General features: G+C 70.8%; 14 protein-coding genes and 1 pseudogene. 6 read left to right on the plus strand and 9 right to left on the minus strand.

The genetic code is table 11. The features are described from left to right. The first annotated feature begins 46 nt into the window (after positions 1–46). The 3 genes from ACH4U7_RS25080 to ACH4U7_RS25090 all read left to right on the plus strand — a co-directional run bounded on the left by ACH4U7_RS25080 (position 47) and on the right by ACH4U7_RS25090 (position 5,692). On the plus strand, positions 47–2,023 hold the full coding sequence (locus ACH4U7_RS25080; RefSeq protein WP_398530074.1) for a protein kinase: 1,977 nt from the start codon (positions 47–49) through the stop codon (positions 2,021–2,023). Between the two features lie 50 nt (positions 2,024–2,073). Next, positions 2,074–3,744, plus strand: coding sequence for a succinic semialdehyde dehydrogenase (locus tag ACH4U7_RS25085; protein WP_398530075.1), 1,671 nt, complete (start codon positions 2,074–2,076; stop codon positions 3,742–3,744). 139 nt (positions 3,745–3,883) lie between these two features. After that, positions 3,884–5,692: a GMC oxidoreductase gene (locus ACH4U7_RS25090; RefSeq protein ID WP_398530239.1), complete on the plus strand. Its 1,809-nt coding sequence runs from the start codon at positions 3,884–3,886 to the stop codon at positions 5,690–5,692. A gap of 636 nt (positions 5,693–6,328) precedes the next feature. Here ACH4U7_RS25090 and ACH4U7_RS25095 read toward each other — a convergent pair. From ACH4U7_RS25095 to ACH4U7_RS25105, 3 genes are all read right to left on the minus strand, one after another. Beyond that, a complete protein-coding gene (locus ACH4U7_RS25095; RefSeq protein WP_398530076.1) occupies positions 6,329–6,757 on the minus strand; it encodes a DUF4267 domain-containing protein in 429 nt (142 codons plus the stop codon). A 237-nt stretch (positions 6,758–6,994) separates the two neighbouring features. Beyond that, positions 6,995–7,381 carry a VOC family protein gene (locus ACH4U7_RS25100; RefSeq protein ID WP_398530077.1) on the minus strand — a complete coding sequence of 129 codons (387 nt, stop codon included), beginning with the start codon at positions 7,379–7,381 and terminating at the stop codon, positions 6,995–6,997. 157 nt (positions 7,382–7,538) lie between these two features. Beyond that, entirely contained in the window at positions 7,539–7,889 is a 351-nt protein-coding gene (locus tag ACH4U7_RS25105; RefSeq protein ID WP_398530078.1) for an antibiotic biosynthesis monooxygenase family protein, read from the minus strand. A gap of 262 nt (positions 7,890–8,151) precedes the next feature. Between ACH4U7_RS25105 and ACH4U7_RS25110 the strand changes: the two genes are divergently transcribed. Next, complete coding sequence (locus ACH4U7_RS25110) at positions 8,152–8,733, plus strand: TetR family transcriptional regulator (protein WP_398530079.1); 582 nt, start codon at positions 8,152–8,154, stop codon at positions 8,731–8,733. Between the two features lie 408 nt (positions 8,734–9,141). On the opposite strand, the pseudogene ACH4U7_RS25115 reads toward ACH4U7_RS25110, so the two are convergent. The 4 genes and pseudogenes from ACH4U7_RS25115 to ACH4U7_RS25130 all read right to left on the minus strand — a co-directional run. Then, a pseudogene (locus ACH4U7_RS25115) lies at positions 9,142–9,582 on the minus strand (DUF4158 domain-containing protein); the annotation flags it as partial. Between the two features lie 158 nt (positions 9,583–9,740). After that, the gene (locus ACH4U7_RS25120) at positions 9,741–10,784 is read right to left on the minus strand and encodes an aldo/keto reductase family protein (protein ID WP_398530080.1); all 1,044 of its coding nucleotides are present in this window, start codon (positions 10,782–10,784) and stop codon (positions 9,741–9,743) included. Positions 10,785–10,794: 10 nt separating this feature from the next. Next, positions 10,795–11,028, minus strand: a complete 234-nt coding sequence (locus tag ACH4U7_RS25125) for a DUF397 domain-containing protein (RefSeq protein ID WP_398530081.1) — start codon at positions 11,026–11,028, stop codon at positions 10,795–10,797. Next, a complete protein-coding gene (locus ACH4U7_RS25130; protein WP_398530082.1) occupies positions 11,004–11,519 on the minus strand; it encodes a helix-turn-helix domain-containing protein in 516 nt (171 codons plus the stop codon). The genes ACH4U7_RS25125 and ACH4U7_RS25130 overlap by 25 nt, the downstream gene beginning before the upstream one ends. A 117-nt stretch (positions 11,520–11,636) precedes the next feature. Between ACH4U7_RS25130 and ACH4U7_RS25135 the strand changes: the two genes are divergently transcribed. Beyond that, on the plus strand, positions 11,637–12,041 hold the full coding sequence (locus ACH4U7_RS25135) for a hypothetical protein (protein ID WP_398530083.1): 405 nt from the start codon (positions 11,637–11,639) through the stop codon (positions 12,039–12,041). Here ACH4U7_RS25135 and ACH4U7_RS25140 read toward each other — a convergent pair. Continuing rightward, positions 11,981–12,475, minus strand: a complete 495-nt coding sequence (locus ACH4U7_RS25140; RefSeq protein ID WP_398530084.1) for a hypothetical protein — start codon at positions 12,473–12,475, stop codon at positions 11,981–11,983. The two genes, ACH4U7_RS25135 and ACH4U7_RS25140, sit on opposite strands and share 61 nt — an antisense overlap. Positions 12,476–12,593: 118 nt before the next feature. Between ACH4U7_RS25140 and ACH4U7_RS25145 the strand changes: the two genes are divergently transcribed. Next, on the plus strand, positions 12,594–13,580 hold the full coding sequence (locus ACH4U7_RS25145; protein WP_014177383.1) for an aldo/keto reductase: 987 nt from the start codon (positions 12,594–12,596) through the stop codon (positions 13,578–13,580). Positions 13,581–13,698: 118 nt separating this feature from the next. Here the strand turns inward: ACH4U7_RS25145 and ACH4U7_RS25150 are convergent, their stop codons facing one another. Next, on the minus strand, positions 13,699–14,739 hold the full coding sequence (locus ACH4U7_RS25150) for an LAETG motif-containing sortase-dependent surface protein (protein WP_398530085.1): 1,041 nt from the start codon (positions 14,737–14,739) through the stop codon (positions 13,699–13,701). Between the last annotated feature and the right edge of the window lie 340 nt (positions 14,740–15,079).

A 15,079-nucleotide genomic window follows, 5' to 3' on the forward strand; every position in this document is an offset into this window, starting at 1 on the left:
CGGGGCCGGTGGCGGGCCGCGTGTCCGAGAAGGTAATGATGGAGCCATGACGAACGACGGGGGACGGGCGAACGAGCCCACCAGCTACGAGCTGCGGCCGCCGCAGGCTCCGGCCACGCCGGCGCCGCCTCCAACCGAGCCGGTGCCGTCCCAGGAGCCGCCCCGCGACGCAGCTCAGGAGCCGCCGGGGCTGCCTGCGCAGGGCGCTCGGCAGGGCGCCCAGGACCGGCCGCGCAGCCCGTACCAGCCGACACAGCTCGACGGCCGGGCCGCCTCCGGGCAGCCGTCTTCCGAGCCGTCCTCTGAACGGCCTCCCGCCGGGCAGCCCGCCTCCGTGCCGTCCACCCCCGCGCGGCCCGCCACTGGGCAGCCCGACCCCCGTACGTCGCCGCCCGCGCCCGCCGCCCAGGACCCCGGCATCGGCCGTGTCATCGGCGGCCGTTACCGCCTCGTCTCGCGTCTGGGACACGGCGGCATGGGCACGGTCTGGAAGGCGCACGACCAGGTCGTCGACCGCGATGTCGCGGTCAAGGAGCCGCGGGTGCCCGAGACCCTGCCGGAGGCTGAGCGGCAGAAGGTCTACCAGCGGATGCAGCGCGAGGCGCGCGCCGCGGCCCGGATCGACCACCCCTCGGTCGTCTCCGTGTACGACGTGGCCGTCGAGGACGGCCGGCCCTGGCTGGTGATGGAGCTGGTGCGCGGCGACTCGCTCGCCGACCGGCTGGCCGAGGGCACGCTGGACCCGCGCGAGGCGGCCCGTATCGGCGTCGCCGTGCTGGGCGCGCTGACGGCCGCCCACGAGGCCGGGGTGCTGCACCGCGACGTCAAACCGGACAACGTGCTGCTCGGCCGGAACGACCGGGTGGTGCTGACCGACTTCGGCATCGCGCAGGTCGAGGGCGAGCAGGGGCTGACGGAGACCGGCGCGTTCGTCGGCTCCCCCGAGTTCATCGCGCCCGAGCGGGTGCTGGGCCAGCGGCCCGGGCCCGAATCGGACCTCTGGTCGCTGGGCGTCGTGCTGTACGCGGCGGTCGAGGGCATGTCCCCGTTCCGCCGCTCGCACGCCCCCGCGACCCTTCAGGCCATCCTCTCCGCCGAGCCGCAGACGCCCGCCCGCGGCTCGGGCGCGCTCGGCACGCTGATCATGCAGTTGCTGCGCAAGGACGCGGCGGCGCGGCCGTCGGCGGCCGAGGCGCGGCAGGCGCTCGAGGAGGTGGTGCGGCCTCCGCAGCCGGCGCCGACGGTGCTGGCGACCCGCCTGTACGGCCAGGTCGGGGCCGGGGCCGGGGCCGGGGCCGGGATCGGGGCCGGGATCGGGGCCGGCGCCGGGGAAGGCGCCGGGGAAGGCGCCGGGGAGGCGCAGCGCGGGGGCAGCCGCTTCGTACCGCCCATCCTGCACAAGAACCGCAAGGCGCAGCTGGGCCTGGGCGGTGTGGTGCTGCTGGTGGCCGCCGCGCTGGCGCTGGTGCTGCTGAAGCCGTTCGCGAGCGAGGGCAGCGGCCTCCCGTCCGGGTGGACGGTCCGGGACGAGCGCGAGGTGGTCGACGCGTCGCTGGCCGTACCCGAGGACTACAAGCGGGTGCTGGACGACAGCGACGAGGACAACCAGTCCGTCACCTTCAAGGACCCCAGTGGGGTCTTCACCATCTATTTCCTCCGGGCGGTCAAGGACGGCGAGGACGACGTCACCGGGCTCAAGGACGCGGTCGAGAAGACGATCGCGAAGCGCGAGAGCGATACCCAGTACGACTACGCGGACGCCCACAGCAAGCCGGAGAAATCCTCCCAGCAGGGCCAGCCGGCGGAGGACGTGAACACCACCTACCGCCCCTACTCCAGCAACCGCGACGACTACATCCCCTATCTCGAGCGCACCCACATCTATGTCAACTCCGACAAGACGGAGTGGAGGCTGAGCGTGACCATGCCCGCCAAGGGGGAGGCCCGTAAGACTGGGGACAAGCTCTACCAGGAAGTCGTGAAGCACCTGGAGATCCAGGACCTCAAGACAGCCGCGAAATAGAGTTACCGTCGGGTAGTCAAACCGGCCGGGGCGGGCCTACCCTCGCCCCCATGACGGACTCGCAGGACAGCGCACAGCCCACGCAGAACGCCCCACAGGACGTCGCACCCGACGCCGGACAGGCGGCCGCAGCTGCCCCCGCCGACGGCAACCCGGTCGCCCCCGCCGGCGCCCGTACCGCCGCCCATGTCGTAACCCCCGAGCTGATCGCCCGGCTCGCGCGCGGCGTGGTGGGCAGTGGCAGCACCACCAGCCACACCCCCTTCACCGGGGAGGTCCTGGCCGAACTGCCCGAGTCCACCCCCGAGGACGTCGCCGAGGCGTACGAGCGGGCGCGCAAGGCGCAGCTGGCCTGGGCCCGTACCCCCGTGCGTCGGCGCGCCGCCGTGCTGCTGCGCTTCCACGACCTGCTCGTCCGCCGTCAGTCCGAGGTGCTCGACCTGATCCAGGTGGAGACGGGCAAGACCCGGCTGCACGCCCACGAGGAGGTGCAGGAGGTCTGCCTCACCGCCCGCCACTACGGGCGCAAAGCCCCCGGCTACCTGGGCGCCCGCCGCCACACCGGCGCCGTTCCCGTCCTCACCAAGGTCACCGAGCTGCGCCAGGCCAAGGGCGTCATAGGCCTGATATCCCCCTGGAACTACCCCCTCTCCCTCTCCGTCGGCGACTCGCTCCCCGCCTTCGCCGCGGGCAACGCCCTGGTGATGAAGCCGGACACCGAGACTGCGCTGACCGCCCTGTGGGCCCGTGAGCTGCTGATCGAGGCCGGGCTGCCCGAGGGCGTATGGCAGATCGTGCTCGGCGAGGGTCCGGTCGTCGGCCCCGCCGTCGTCCAGCACGCCGACTACGTCTCCTTCACCGGTTCCACCCGCACCGGCCGCGAGGTCGCCCAGCGCGCGGCGGCCCGGCTGGTCGGCTGCTCCCTGGAACTGGGCGGCAAGAACGCCATGCTGGTGCTGCGGGACGCCGACCTCGACAAGGCCGCCGAGGGCTCGGTGCGCGCCTGCTTCTCCTCCGCCGGGCAGCTGTGCGAGTCCATCGAGCGCCTTTACGTCCATACGTCGATCGCCGACGCCTTCCTGGAGCGGTTCGTCGCCCGGACGAAGGCGATGCGCCTGGGCACGGCCCTCGCGTACGGGGCCGAGATGGGCTCGATGGCGGGCGAGCGCCAGCTGGCGACCGTCGTACGCCATGTCGACGAGGCCAGGGAGAAGGGCGCGAAGGTGCTCACCGGCGGCCGCGCCCGCCCCGACATCGGCCCGTACTTCTACGAGCCGACCATCCTCGACGGCGTCGAACCGCCGATGGCGGTGTGCGCGGAGGAAACGTTTGGCCCGGTCGTCTCCATCTACCGCTTCACCGACGAGGACGAGGCGGTCGAGCGCGCCAACGCCACCCCGTACGGCCTCAACGCCAGCGTCTGGACGAAGGACGGGCGGCGCGGCCGAGCGGTCGCCGCCCGGCTGCAGGCCGGCACGGTCAACGTCAACGAGGGCTACGGCGCGGCATACGGCAGCGTCCGGGCGCCGCTGGGCGGGATGGGCGACTCCGGCCTCGGGCGCCGTCACGGCTCGGAGGGGATCCTCAAGTTCACCGAGGCGCAGACGGTCGCGCACCAGCGGCTGCTGCCGCTCGGGCCCGCCTTCGGGATGACGGACGAGAAGTACGCGGCGTTCATGACCCGCAGCCTGCGCGCGATGAAGGCGCTGCGCCTGCGCTGAGCGGCGCGCGGCGGAGGGAGCGGGAGGTACTGCTGTGAACGATGCGTACGACGCTGTGGACAACGACCCGTACGACGACGTGCGCGAGGACGCGTCCGACGACGTGCGCGAGGACGCGTACGACGATGCGTCCGACGACGTGCGCGAGGACGCGTACGACGATGCGTACGACGATGCGTACGACTACGACGTGATCGTCGTCGGCTCGGGCTTCGGCGGCTCGGTGACGGCCCTGCGCCTGACCGAGAAGGGGTACCGCGTCGGGGTCCTGGAGGCGGGCCGCCGCTTCACCCCCGAGACCCTGCCCAAGAACTCCTGGCACCTCCGCGACTATCTGTGGGCCCCCGCCCTCGGCTGCTACGGCATCCAGCGCATCCACGTCCTGGGCAAGGTCATGGTGCTGGCGGGCGCCGGGGTCGGGGGCGGCTCGCTCAACTACGCCAACACCCTCTACGTACCGCCCGAGCCCTTCTTCCGGGACCCGCAGTGGGGCGCCATCACCGACTGGCGGGCGGAGCTCGCCCCGTACTACGACCAGGCGCGGCGGATGCTCGGGGCGCGCCTGAACAAGACCATGACCCCCTCCGACGAGCATCTGAAAGCCGCCGCCGAGCGGATGGGGGTGGGCGAGAGCTTCCATATGGCGCCGGTGGGGGTCTTCTTCGGGGACGGCGACGACGCGGACGGCACGACCACGGCGGCGCCGGGGGAGCGCGTCCCCGACCCGTACTTCGGCGGCGCCGGCCCCTCCCGCCGGGCCTGCACCGAATGCGGCGAGTGCATGACCGGCTGCCGCCACGGCGCGAAGAACACCCTCAACGAGAACTACCTCCACCTCGCCGAGCGGGCCGGCGCCGTCGTCCACCCCATGACCACCGTCGTGGCCATCAGCGAGGACCGGCGCGGCGGCTACCGGGTCACCACCGTCCCCACCGACCGCCGCCGCAAGGGCCCGCCGCGCGCGCTGCGCGCCCGCCAGGTCGTACTGGCCGCCGGGACGTACGGCACCCAGACGCTGCTGCACACCATGCGGGACAAGGGCCTGCTGCCCCGGATCTCCGACCGGCTCGGCATGCTCACCCGCACCAACTCCGAGGCCCTGGTCGGCGCGCAGACCTCGGACCGCCGCTACCGCAAGGTCCACCCGGCGCGGGAGCGGGCCGACTTCACCCGTGGCGTGGCGATCACCTCCTCCATCCACCCCGACGACACCACCCACATCGAACCCGTCCGCTACGGCAAGGGCTCCAACGCGATGGGGCTGCTGTCCGTCCTGCAGATCCCCGACGGCGGCCGACTGCCGCGCTGGCTGCGGTTCCTGGGGGCCAACCTCCGGCATCCGACGCTCGCGATGCGCTCGATGTCCAACCGCCGCTGGTCGGAGCGCACCATCATCGGCCTGGTCATGCAGACCCACGACAACTCGCTCACCACCTACCGCAAGCCGAAGGGCCTCGGAAAGGGTCTGCTCACCGCCCGGCAGGGGCACGGTGAACCCAACCCGGACCACATCCCCGAGGGGGCCGAAGCCGCCCGCCACCTCGCCGAGTCCATCAACGGCTTCCCGGGCAGCAACGTCGGCGAACTGATGGGCACTCCGCTCACCGCCCACTTCCTCGGCGGCTGCCCCATCGGCACGGACCCCGACCACGGCGTGATCGACCCGTACCACCGGCTGTACGGGCACCCGGGCATCCACGTCGTGGACGGCGCGGCGGTCACCGCGAACCTGGGCGTCAACCCGTCCCTGACCATCACGGCCCAGGCGGAGCGCGCCATGTCCCTCTGGCCCAACAAGGGCACCCCCGACCCACGCCCACCCCAGGGCGCCCCGTACGAGCGCCTGTCCCCGGTCGCGCCCACAGCCCCTGCCGTCCCCGAGGACGCCTTCGGCGCCCTGAAGCTCCCCCTGCTCCCGGTCCCGAAGGTGCCGCCGGCCGCCGACTAGGCGCACCGGCGGCGGGCCGGCCGGGGGCGGCTTCGCCGTGTCCCATCCCGGCGCCGGGGAACAACGGAACAGCGGTTGGCGCTAAGCGATTGATCTTGCTGGTTACTCGGCCTCGGTGGGCTGGAGGACCTGGTCTTGGAGGCGCTGTCGGAGGTCGGCTTCCTCCAGAGTGAGCGGATCGTCCGGGCGCCGGATGCGTACTCGGCGGGGGCGCGGGATGCCGTCGACGTCCTGGAGGTCGGCGAAGTCGGCGTGCGCCGCCTCGACGGCCTCGGGGTACGCCTCCTTCTTCTCGTGCTCGGCGAGCGCGCGGTAGATGCTGGCGACGCTGGGGGCCTGGCCCTTGCGCTTGCCGGTGGGGATGATCAGGTCGGGCCGGATCTGTTCGACTCAACCGGCTCGGGTCTCGTTTCCGTGGTGGCGCGGGTGATGAGCGGCATGGTGGTGACCGCGGCACCCGTGCCGAATACCAGCCAGTTCAGGTGGCCGTGGCCGCTGCGGCGCAGCAGGCCGTCTCAGCTGTCATGCCGCCGCCGGCTGGAAGAAGACCGTTTGCCTGACCCTTCTCGGCGGTCGCTGACGGATAAGGGGTGGCCCGGCCATGTGGCCGGGCCACCCCTTGGGGGCATGCAGTTGTCAGGCGGGCTGTGCGGCGGGCGCCGGGGCGGTGGCCTGGTGAGCCTTACTGGTCTCCCGGAGGGTCAGCAGGCCGGTGATCGCGATCAGCGCCGAGGTCAGGCCGTGGATGCCGAACGCGGCGGCGAGGGGGCCGTGGTGGGCCAAGACGTTGATCATGTCGCCGAACGGGGCGACGGCCTCCATCAGCAGGACCCAGCCCAGGGCGCGGCGGTGGCCCGTCAGCAGGAGGATGCCGATGACCAGGCCCATCGAGAATTCGCGGGTGCCCTTCATGATGAGGAAGCCGTCGCCGTTGCCGGCGGGCCAGGTCGGCAGGCCAACGCCTTGAGTGGACGCCTCCGGGGCCAGGATGAAGGACAACCCGAGGTAGAGGACGAACAGGGCGCAGACGGTGGCCAGGACGGTGTTGACGTTCTTCAGCGACATGGTTCTTCTCCTTTGACGTTCAGCCTGGGGTGGGGCGGGGGTTCAGCGGCGGATGCGGCGGGCATAGCGGGGGCGGTCGATGACGTGCCAGATGACGCGGACCGGCGCGGGTGGGGGCAAGATCGCCTTACTCGGTCTCTGACCGCGCCGGCCTGCCGGTTCGTCTTCGCCGATGCCGGTTTTGCCGCGATCCCGCCACCACCAGTGAAGCCGTGATCCGCTGGGCCGCCATCGGCCTCACGGCCCGGCGCCGCCCGGGGTGAGGATTTCCATGAGATGTCCGTCGGGGTCGCGGAAGTAGGCGCCCCTGCGGCCCATGGTGTGCTTACTGCGATAGATCTGCCCGATCTCTTGGCATGCGGGATCGCCGTAGTGGGTGATTCCGCCGTGCTGGATGCGGGCGAGGGCGGCGTCGAACTCCTGCTCGCTGACCATGAACGCGTAGTGGTGTGGCTCGAAGTCGTCCAGCTGGTCGTAGTCCAGGCTGACCTGGTTGGCCAGCGTGACCGGCGTGAAGTGTGCCACCGGCGGATCGACACTCAGGCCGAGGATGTCGGCCAGGAACTGCGCCGAGGCTTGCGGGTCACGGGCGGGGACGATGGTGTGATTCAGTTCCACGGGCATGGTGACTCCTCTCCAGGGACGGGGCTACGCGTGGTGGGGCGCAAGGCGCGGCCGGCTTCGGGCTCGGCCGTGGCGACTCGGCATGGTGCATGGATGCGTGACTGCCGGGGGGAGGGCAGGGCGTCTCCGGCTGCCCTCTCTGGCTGCAGCTGCCGTGTCATACGTCGATCTGCTCGAAGATGTGCGGGTACGACACGATGTCGTCGGGGAACTCGGCCGCCATGCGCTGGAACTCCGGGCTGCCGAACGCCGTGGCGAGCGCCTCGGTCGACTCCCAGACCGCGACGTTCATCAGAAGCTGGCTGTCCGCCGTTCCCTTGTGCATCTGCAGGGAGATGAATCCCGGCTGAGCCTTCATGAACTCCGCCTGCCTCCGAAAGAGGGACAGGAACGCTTCAGTCCTCTCCTTCGGGACGACGAAGGTGTTGGCCAGGACGATGGGTCCGGTCTTCTCCTTGAACTGCGCGACCATCGGCGTATTCGGGTCGAGACTCTGCAGCTTGGCCATTTTCGGTACTTCCTCTCGCTGTCGGTTGCCCCGCGGCACTGAGGCCGGCCACCGCCGTACTGGGTCCGGCGACGCTCACGACGCTCGCTATCTGTGGCACGAGGGGATCTGACGGTCACTCAAGGGCATCGCTGGTGACGCCAAGGCCTCCAGTGACTGCGATCTTGCCAACGCTTGTTGGTCAACGCCGTTGGCCAACGTTGTTGGCAAACGTAGAGCCGCAGCTCTGGACTGTCAACACCTGTTGGTCTACGTTGTTGGCATGACCGGCACCACGGAGAACCAGCAGGCCGCACGGCGTTCCGACGCCACCCGCGCCGCGATCCTCGCCGCGGCCCGCGAGCGGTTCGTGGCGGACGGCTACGAGAAGGCGACCATCCGGGCCATCGCGCGCGACGCGAAGATCGACCCGTCGATGGTGATGCGCTACTACGGCAACAAGGCGGGCCTGTTCGCGGCGGCCGTCGCGATCGATCCCGGGTTGCCGGGCCTGTCCCTCGAACCGCGCGAGGAGATCGGCCGTACGCTGGTGCGCCACTTCCTCACCCTGTGGGAGGAGAACGGGGAGCTCACCGCGCTGATGCGGGTCGGCGCCACCGACCCGGCCGCCGCCGATCGCATGCAGAGCGTGCTGCGCGAGCAGATGATCCCGCTGGCCCGCCGACTGGGCCACGAGCCGGAGCAGGCGCAGGCGCGGGCTGCACTGTGCGTCTCGACCGTGCTGGGGCTCGCGCTGACGCGCTACGTGCTGCGGTTCCCGGCGAGCGTGGCGCTCGGCCGCGAGGAGATCGTGGACTGGCTCGGACCCACGGTCCAGCGGTATCTCACCGCACCCACGCCCTGAAGAACGCGTCCAGGCACCCACCGCGACCTCGGTCACGGCGGATGCCCTCAAAGGGAAGACCGAAAGGATCAGCCCTGCTTCTGCGGCTTGCGGGACTTGCCGCCGAGCATCATGAGGCCGGCGGGCACGCAGCCGGAGGTCCACACGGCGCAGCCGCAGATCGCCGGGCCCCGTACCTCAGACGGGCATCCGCCCCGGAAGCTGCGATGCTCACTGATCACGCCCCGGTACGCGCCCTGACGTCGCGTCATTCGCCGGTGCCCTCGTCGTCCTCGTCGAGGTGGGCGGTCGCCGGGTCACGCAGTGGGCGCAGGCCCTCGCGTGGCGGGCGGCGAAGCTGTATCGGCCCAGGCAGTTGAGGTTGGCGTGCTTCAGCGGGGAGACCCGGGCCACGTCCTCGTTGAGGACGTCATGCAGCGCCACCGGCCCCTCGGCGTTCGTCCACGCCCTGCCGTGCGGGAACGTACGGAACGACCGGCCCCACTCAGGGTCTTCGTACTGGTGGTAGCCGTAGGCGTCGCGGATCTCCCACGCGTGCTCGTACGCCGTCTTCAACCGCTCCGTGTACTGCTTGATGCACGAGACGTCCTCGATGCCCAACTCCTGGCCGAGGTGCTCGATGACCGGCCATGGAACCGCGAGTGGATCCTCCAGGAACAGCCCGACGTAGCGCACCGTGCACATCTGGAGCGCGAACCCGAGCCGGTTCTGATCCCCACGCCGCTTGCCGATCAGCGCACGGTCGACGTCATCGAGGTAGCAGAACCTCTCCAGCTCGGGCCTCGTCGGCTCCTCGGCGAACTTCCCGTACGCCTCGGCCTGCTCGGCAGTCAGAAATTCCACCGGCACGGCCGGACCGTAGCCCCGCGTCGACCAGCTCTGCCGAGCTTCGCCGAACCTCGGCAGAGCCGTTGGACGCTGTGCTAAGCGGCAAGTTCAGCCCTTGGCGCCAACCGCTGTTCCATTGTTCCCCGGGGCCGCATCCGGCCTGTCTCAGTCGGCCTGTCTCATTTGGCGGCGGACTCGTCGAGCTCGGCGCGCCAGTCGGGTTCGACCGCCATCATGCGCGCGGTCTTCGACGGGTCGCGATCGACCATCTCGCCGAGCGCCTTGTCGACGCGCTCCAGCACCTCGTCCTCCAGCCGCACACCGGCCGCCGTGGCGTTCTCGGTCACCTGCTCGGGCCGTGAGGCACCGATGACGGTGGCCGAGATCCCCGGCTGGCGCAGCACCCAGGCGATCGCGAGCTGGGCCATGGACAACCCGGCGTCCTCGGCGACCGGACGCAGCCGCGCCACCCGCTCCAGCAGACCGCTGCCGAGCACCCGGCTGACGAACCTCGGGGCCCGGCCCGACGCGGTGGCCCGGGAGCCTTCCGGGGGAGCCTGGCCGGGGCGGTACTTACCGGTGAGCACGCCCTGCGCCAGCGGCTGGAAGGCCAGTTGGCCGATGCCTTCCCGCAGGCACAGCGGAAGGACTTCGGGCTCGATGACCCGCCACAGCATGCTGTACTGCGGCTGGTTCGACACGATCCGGCTGCGCAGCCCGAGCTCCCCGGCCATCCGCAGCGCGGCCTCGATCTGGGGCGCCGTCCACTCCGACACCCCGATGTAGAGCACCTTGCCCTGCCGCACCAGATCGTCGAAGGCGACAAGCGTCTCCTCCAGCGGTGTCCGCTCGTCGAACCGATGTGCCTGGTAGAGGTCGACGTAGTCCGTCCCCAGCCGGCGCAGCGAGGCATGGCAGGACTCCATGACGTGCTTACGGGACAGGCCGCGGTCGTTGGGGCCGTCCCCGGTCGGCAGGCAGACCTTGGTGGCGATCTCCACCGACGAGCGCCGCACCCCGCCAAGCGCCTCTCCGAGCAGCTCTTCCGCGGCGCCTTGGGCGTAGACGTCGGCGGTGTCGAAGGTCGTGACACCGCAGTCGAGCGCCGCCCGCACACACGCCAGGGCCGCGTCCCTGCCGACCGACTCCCCATGGGTCAGCCAGTTGCCGTACGTGATCTCGCTGACCATCAGGCCGCTGCGGCCGAGTTGACGATGTTCCATGGGGCCGACCCTAGACCCTGTCCGACGGACGTCCCCGTGTCACGCCCCTTCCCAGAACAGTGACGAACGCGGTCCACGCGGGGGCGCTGAATGTGAGCGCCGGGTGGTCGGGGTTCTTGCTGTCCCGGACGGGCACGAGGCCGGGGAAGCCGTCGGCGACCTCGATGCAGTTGCCGCCATCCGGGTTGCTGTAGCTGGACTTGCGCCACCGTGCGGCGCTCAGGTCCGGTCGAGCGGTTCGCATGTCGCGCGTCCTCCGTCATTCGCTGGATGAACGCCACGGACCCCCGTCGCGAAAGGGCTGAGTCCCGCAGCAGATCGTAGGACAGCCGGAGCTGTTCCACGCCGCCTGCGTCCTCGACCAGTTCGCCGGAGTGAGAGTCCTCCGTCTAGACCACAGCGGTCCCGTCGGACTGCCAGAGGAGAGTCAGCGACGTGCCGATCAGACCGTGTAGCCCACCGCTTGTACTTGTCGGGGAACGCGTCCTCCCGGGCCAGTTCCCACAGCATCATCAGCCGGTCTCCCGTGCCGTACACCTTGTCCAAGGCGGCGATGACCTCCGGTGACCCGATCCGCGCGCCGGTCTCCAGCTTGTGCAGATACGTACGGTCGTACGTCGTCTCCTCCGCCAACTGGCCCAGAGACTTGCCGGACTCCTGCCGCAGCCGCGTCTCCGCCGCCAGCATCCGCCGCGCCGATGGCCTCCGTCCGGAAATGTTCTTGCGTGCGGGCATCACAACCCCCTCGTGTTCCTTGCCTCCTTGGCAACATCCACCCTCTGTCGAGACTGGATCCCCACGGCCACTCTGGAGATACAAACCGCAACACCGAGTGACGAAAGGCCGGATGGCATGGCGCTCTACAACCCCTCCCACGGCTGGCGACTGGACCGCATTCCCGGCAAGCGGGTCCAGCGGATCGGCAACGACGCGGGCGAGGGACTGACGCTGCCCCTGTGGGTCGTCCGCAACGGCGAGCACCAGGGCGACGGCCAGCTGCGCCTCGGCCCGGCCGAGGCCGAGCAGCTGCACGCCGAGCTCTGCTACGTCCTCGGCGACTCCTGGAACACGGCGGGCGAGTTGCCCGTCTGCCGTGAGCGCGGGGCGGCCGCGGGGTGCGGTGGCCGTAACCGTTGTGGACATGGGACGGGGACACGCTGGACGCCACGGCGTGGCCCGTCCCGAACCACCAGGTCTCAGCCGGGCCGTTCCGCGATCCAGCGCGCGTGGCGCAAGGGGGCCAAGCGTTTGCGGTAGGTGGTGTGCAGCAGCGCCAGAACGGCGGAACTGGCCACCACGCAACCGAGGAAGCCGCCGACCATCACCCAGAGGGATGGGGCGTCCTGGTTGGCGTAGGCCAGGAGCGGCAGGAGCGGCACACCCAGGACGACGGGACAGACCAGCCAGCCGAAGGCATACGTCCGCAGGATCTCACCCGCCCGCAGGTGGGACTGGCCGTGCAGGGCATACCGCGTCGTGATCCGTGAGACCTCGTGGGTGACCTCCCCCTCCGTCAGGTAGTACCGCTGCCGCGGTATAACCGGCAGATAGATGAACATGAACCAGCGCGTGGCGAAGCACCGGCCGCTCTCGTCTGCCCGGGTGAACCCCTTCAGGCCGAACCCGATCCCGCTGAGACTCCCCAGGTGTTTCAACTCGCCCGACCGTATGGGCCACACGTCTTCGGTCATGCGCTGATTCTCGTCTCTTAGGCTGCTCGCGGATGGTGTCAAAACTCCTTTGACTTGGAGCGCGCTCCAACTCCTAGTGTCCTGGGCAGACGGTTCCGAGCCCAGGAGACAGAGCAGCATGACCAACGTATCCACCCGGCACCTCGGCGAACTGGCGGTTTCCGCGCAGGGCCTGGGGTGCATGGGCATGAGCCACGCCTACGGCGCCGCGGACGACGAGCAGTCGATCGCGACGCTGCACCGCGCCCTCGACCTCGGGGTGACCTTGCTGGACACCTCCGACTTCTACGGCGTCGGGCACAACGAGGAGCTGATCGGACGGGCCATCGCCGGGCGCCGCGACGAGGTGGTGCTGGCCACGAAGTTCGGCTTCGCCAACCGCCTGGGCGAGCCCACCCGGATCCGTGGCGACGCCGCTTACGTACGGCAGGCGTGCGAGGCGTCGCTGCGCCGGCTCGGGGTCGACCACATCGACCTCTACTACCAGCACCGGGTCGATCCGCAGGTGCCGATCGAGGAGACCGTCGGCGCCATGGCCGAGCTGGTGCGGGCCGGGAAGGTCCGCCACCTCGGGCTGTCCGAGGCCGGTGCGCAGACCATTCGGCGGGCGCATGCGGTGCACCCGATCGCCGCGCTGCAGAGCGAGTGGTCGCTGTGGACCCGCGACCTGGAGGCGGAGATCGCCCCGGTCTGCCGTGAGCTCGGCATCGGCCTCGTCCCGTTCTCCCCGCTCGGACGCGGCTTCCTGACCGGCCGGTACACCTCGGTCGAGGGGCTTGAGGAGACCGATATGCGGCGGACCCAACCGCGTTTCGCCGACGGCAACCTCGAACGGAACCTGGCGATCGTCGCGAAGCTGAACGAGCTGGCCGAGGCGAAGGGGGTCACCGCCGGTCAGCTCGCCCTGGCCTGGGTGCAGCACCAGGGCGACGACGTGGTGCCGATCCCCGGCACCCGGCGGCAGCGGTATCTGGAGGAGAACATCGCGGCCCTGGACGTCGAGCTGTCCGCCGAGGACCTTGCCGCGATCGAGGCCGCCGCCCCGTCCGAGCAGATCGCGGGCACCCGCTACGACGCGACCAGCCTCACCTTCGTCAACGGCTGAGCCCGCCGTGGAGCTCCGCCTCCGGACCGGTTCCGGAGCGCTGAAGCGTGCCGTCGGCATTGCTACGAGGGGGTCGCCCCAACCGGGGCGACCCCCTCGCGGGCCGTCGGGCCAAGCGCTACGCGGCAGCGCCGCCCGCGCGGCGACGGCGCACCACGAACACCGCGCCCGCGCCCGCGGCCATCGCGACGCCACCGATCACGGCGATGGTCGGCAGCGCGGAGGAGGAGCCGGTCTCGGCGAGGGAGCCCTTGGGGTTGATCTTCGTGTCGCCCACCGGCTTGGGCAGGGGCTTCTTGCCGCCCTGCGGCTCCGGCTTGGGCTCGGCCGGCGGGACGTGGCCGGGCTTCGAGCCGGCCGGGAGCACGTCGAACTCGTAGTAGTCGCCGGTCGAGAAGACGCAGTTGCCCTCGTCGTCCGTGTAGACACCAAAGGTGAGCGCGTAGCCGAAGCCGTCACCGAGGGCCTTGGCGGACACGCTCAGCCGCATGTCGAGGGTGATGGTCTCGTGGGCGCGCACGTCGGTGTAGCCGATGTAGCCCGCGCCCGGGTCGTTCTCGTCGGTGGAGATCGACGTCCAGGCACCGGTGTCCGGGTCCTTGTACTGCAGCGTCAGGAACTTGCCGGTGCCGTCGGGGTGCTTGGAGTCCGCGGTGCCGGCGAAGACGCCGAAGTCCACGCGCTTGAGGGACTTGTCCGAGTCGTTCTCGACCTGGAACTTGAAGCTGTGGAAGCCGCTGCCCGCCACGACCTTCGACGGCAGACCGGTGATGGTGGTGGTGAGGTCCGGGTCCTCTTCGTACGACCCGTCGTCGTTGCAGTCGTCACCCGGCGTCGGCTCGTCCGTGGGCTCGTCGGTCGGCGGGGCGGTCGTGGGGGTGTCGGTGGTGGGCGGGGTGGTCGGCGGCTTGGTGTCCGTCGGGGTGTCGGTGGTGGGCGGGGTGGTCGGGGGCTTGGTGTCCGTCGGCTCGGTGGTGGGCGGGTTGGTCGTCGGGTCGGTCGGGGACGGGGTGGTCACCGTGGGGTCGGGGGTCGGGGTGACCGTGGCGGTCGGCTCGTCCGTGGGCTCGTCGGCAAAGGCAGCGGGCGCCGCCAGCAGCGCGGCGGGGACTATGGCGGCCGTCGCGGCGGCGGTCGCCAGGGCGCGGCGAAGCTTCATGAAGACCTCTTCTGGGTCCGTTCGCGCCGCTGGTCACCAGCGGCACGCGGTGGAAGGCCGTCGCGGTGGGGGCGCGGTCTGGCCGTGCGTTTGCACGTACATGACCGGCCGGGTGGCCGAAAGGTTGCCCCTGAGCTTGCTCACAGAATGGTCACAGAAAAACCCGATCAAGGTCACGGGCCTGGAGGCGGCGCACGAAGGGCCCCGGGGGCGTCCGAGCGGGGCGGGCGTCCCCGGGGCCCTAGGCGGTCAGCACCGGCGTCAGGGCAGCGCCGGTGCTGAAGGGCGGCGCCGGGGGGAGCGCCGCTGGCTTTGGAGGCCGCCGGTCTTTCGGGGTGGT

The organism is Streptomyces sp. NPDC020845 (genome assembly GCF_044334165.1).
Taxonomy (GTDB): Bacteria; Actinomycetota; Actinomycetes; order Streptomycetales; family Streptomycetaceae; genus Streptomyces.

Coding starts and splice junctions, on each gene's coding strand:
- ACH4U7_RS25080 (WP_398530074.1), top strand. CDS start 47: ATGACGAACGACGGGGGACGGGCGAACGAGCCCACCAGCTACGAGCTG.
- ACH4U7_RS25085 (WP_398530075.1), top strand. CDS start 2,074: ATGACGGACTCGCAGGACAGCGCACAGCCCACGCAGAACGCCCCACAG.
- ACH4U7_RS25095 (WP_398530076.1), bottom strand. CDS start 6,757: ATGTCGCTGAAGAACGTCAACACCGTCCTGGCCACCGTCTGCGCCCTG.
- ACH4U7_RS25100 (WP_398530077.1), bottom strand. CDS start 7,381: ATGCCCGTGGAACTGAATCACACCATCGTCCCCGCCCGTGACCCGCAA.
- ACH4U7_RS25105 (WP_398530078.1), bottom strand. CDS start 7,889: ATGGCCAAGCTGCAGAGTCTCGACCCGAATACGCCGATGGTCGCGCAG.
- ACH4U7_RS25110 (WP_398530079.1), top strand. CDS start 8,152: ATGACCGGCACCACGGAGAACCAGCAGGCCGCACGGCGTTCCGACGCC.
- ACH4U7_RS25120 (WP_398530080.1), bottom strand. CDS start 10,784: ATGGAACATCGTCAACTCGGCCGCAGCGGCCTGATGGTCAGCGAGATC.
- ACH4U7_RS25125 (WP_398530081.1), bottom strand. CDS start 11,028: ATGCGAACCGCTCGACCGGACCTGAGCGCCGCACGGTGGCGCAAGTCC.
- ACH4U7_RS25130 (WP_398530082.1), bottom strand. CDS start 11,519: ATGCCCGCACGCAAGAACATTTCCGGACGGAGGCCATCGGCGCGGCGG.
- ACH4U7_RS25135 (WP_398530083.1), top strand. CDS start 11,637: ATGGCGCTCTACAACCCCTCCCACGGCTGGCGACTGGACCGCATTCCC.
- ACH4U7_RS25140 (WP_398530084.1), bottom strand. CDS start 12,475: ATGACCGAAGACGTGTGGCCCATACGGTCGGGCGAGTTGAAACACCTG.
- ACH4U7_RS25145 (WP_014177383.1), top strand. CDS start 12,594: ATGACCAACGTATCCACCCGGCACCTCGGCGAACTGGCGGTTTCCGCG.
- ACH4U7_RS25150 (WP_398530085.1), bottom strand. CDS start 14,739: ATGAAGCTTCGCCGCGCCCTGGCGACCGCCGCCGCGACGGCCGCCATA.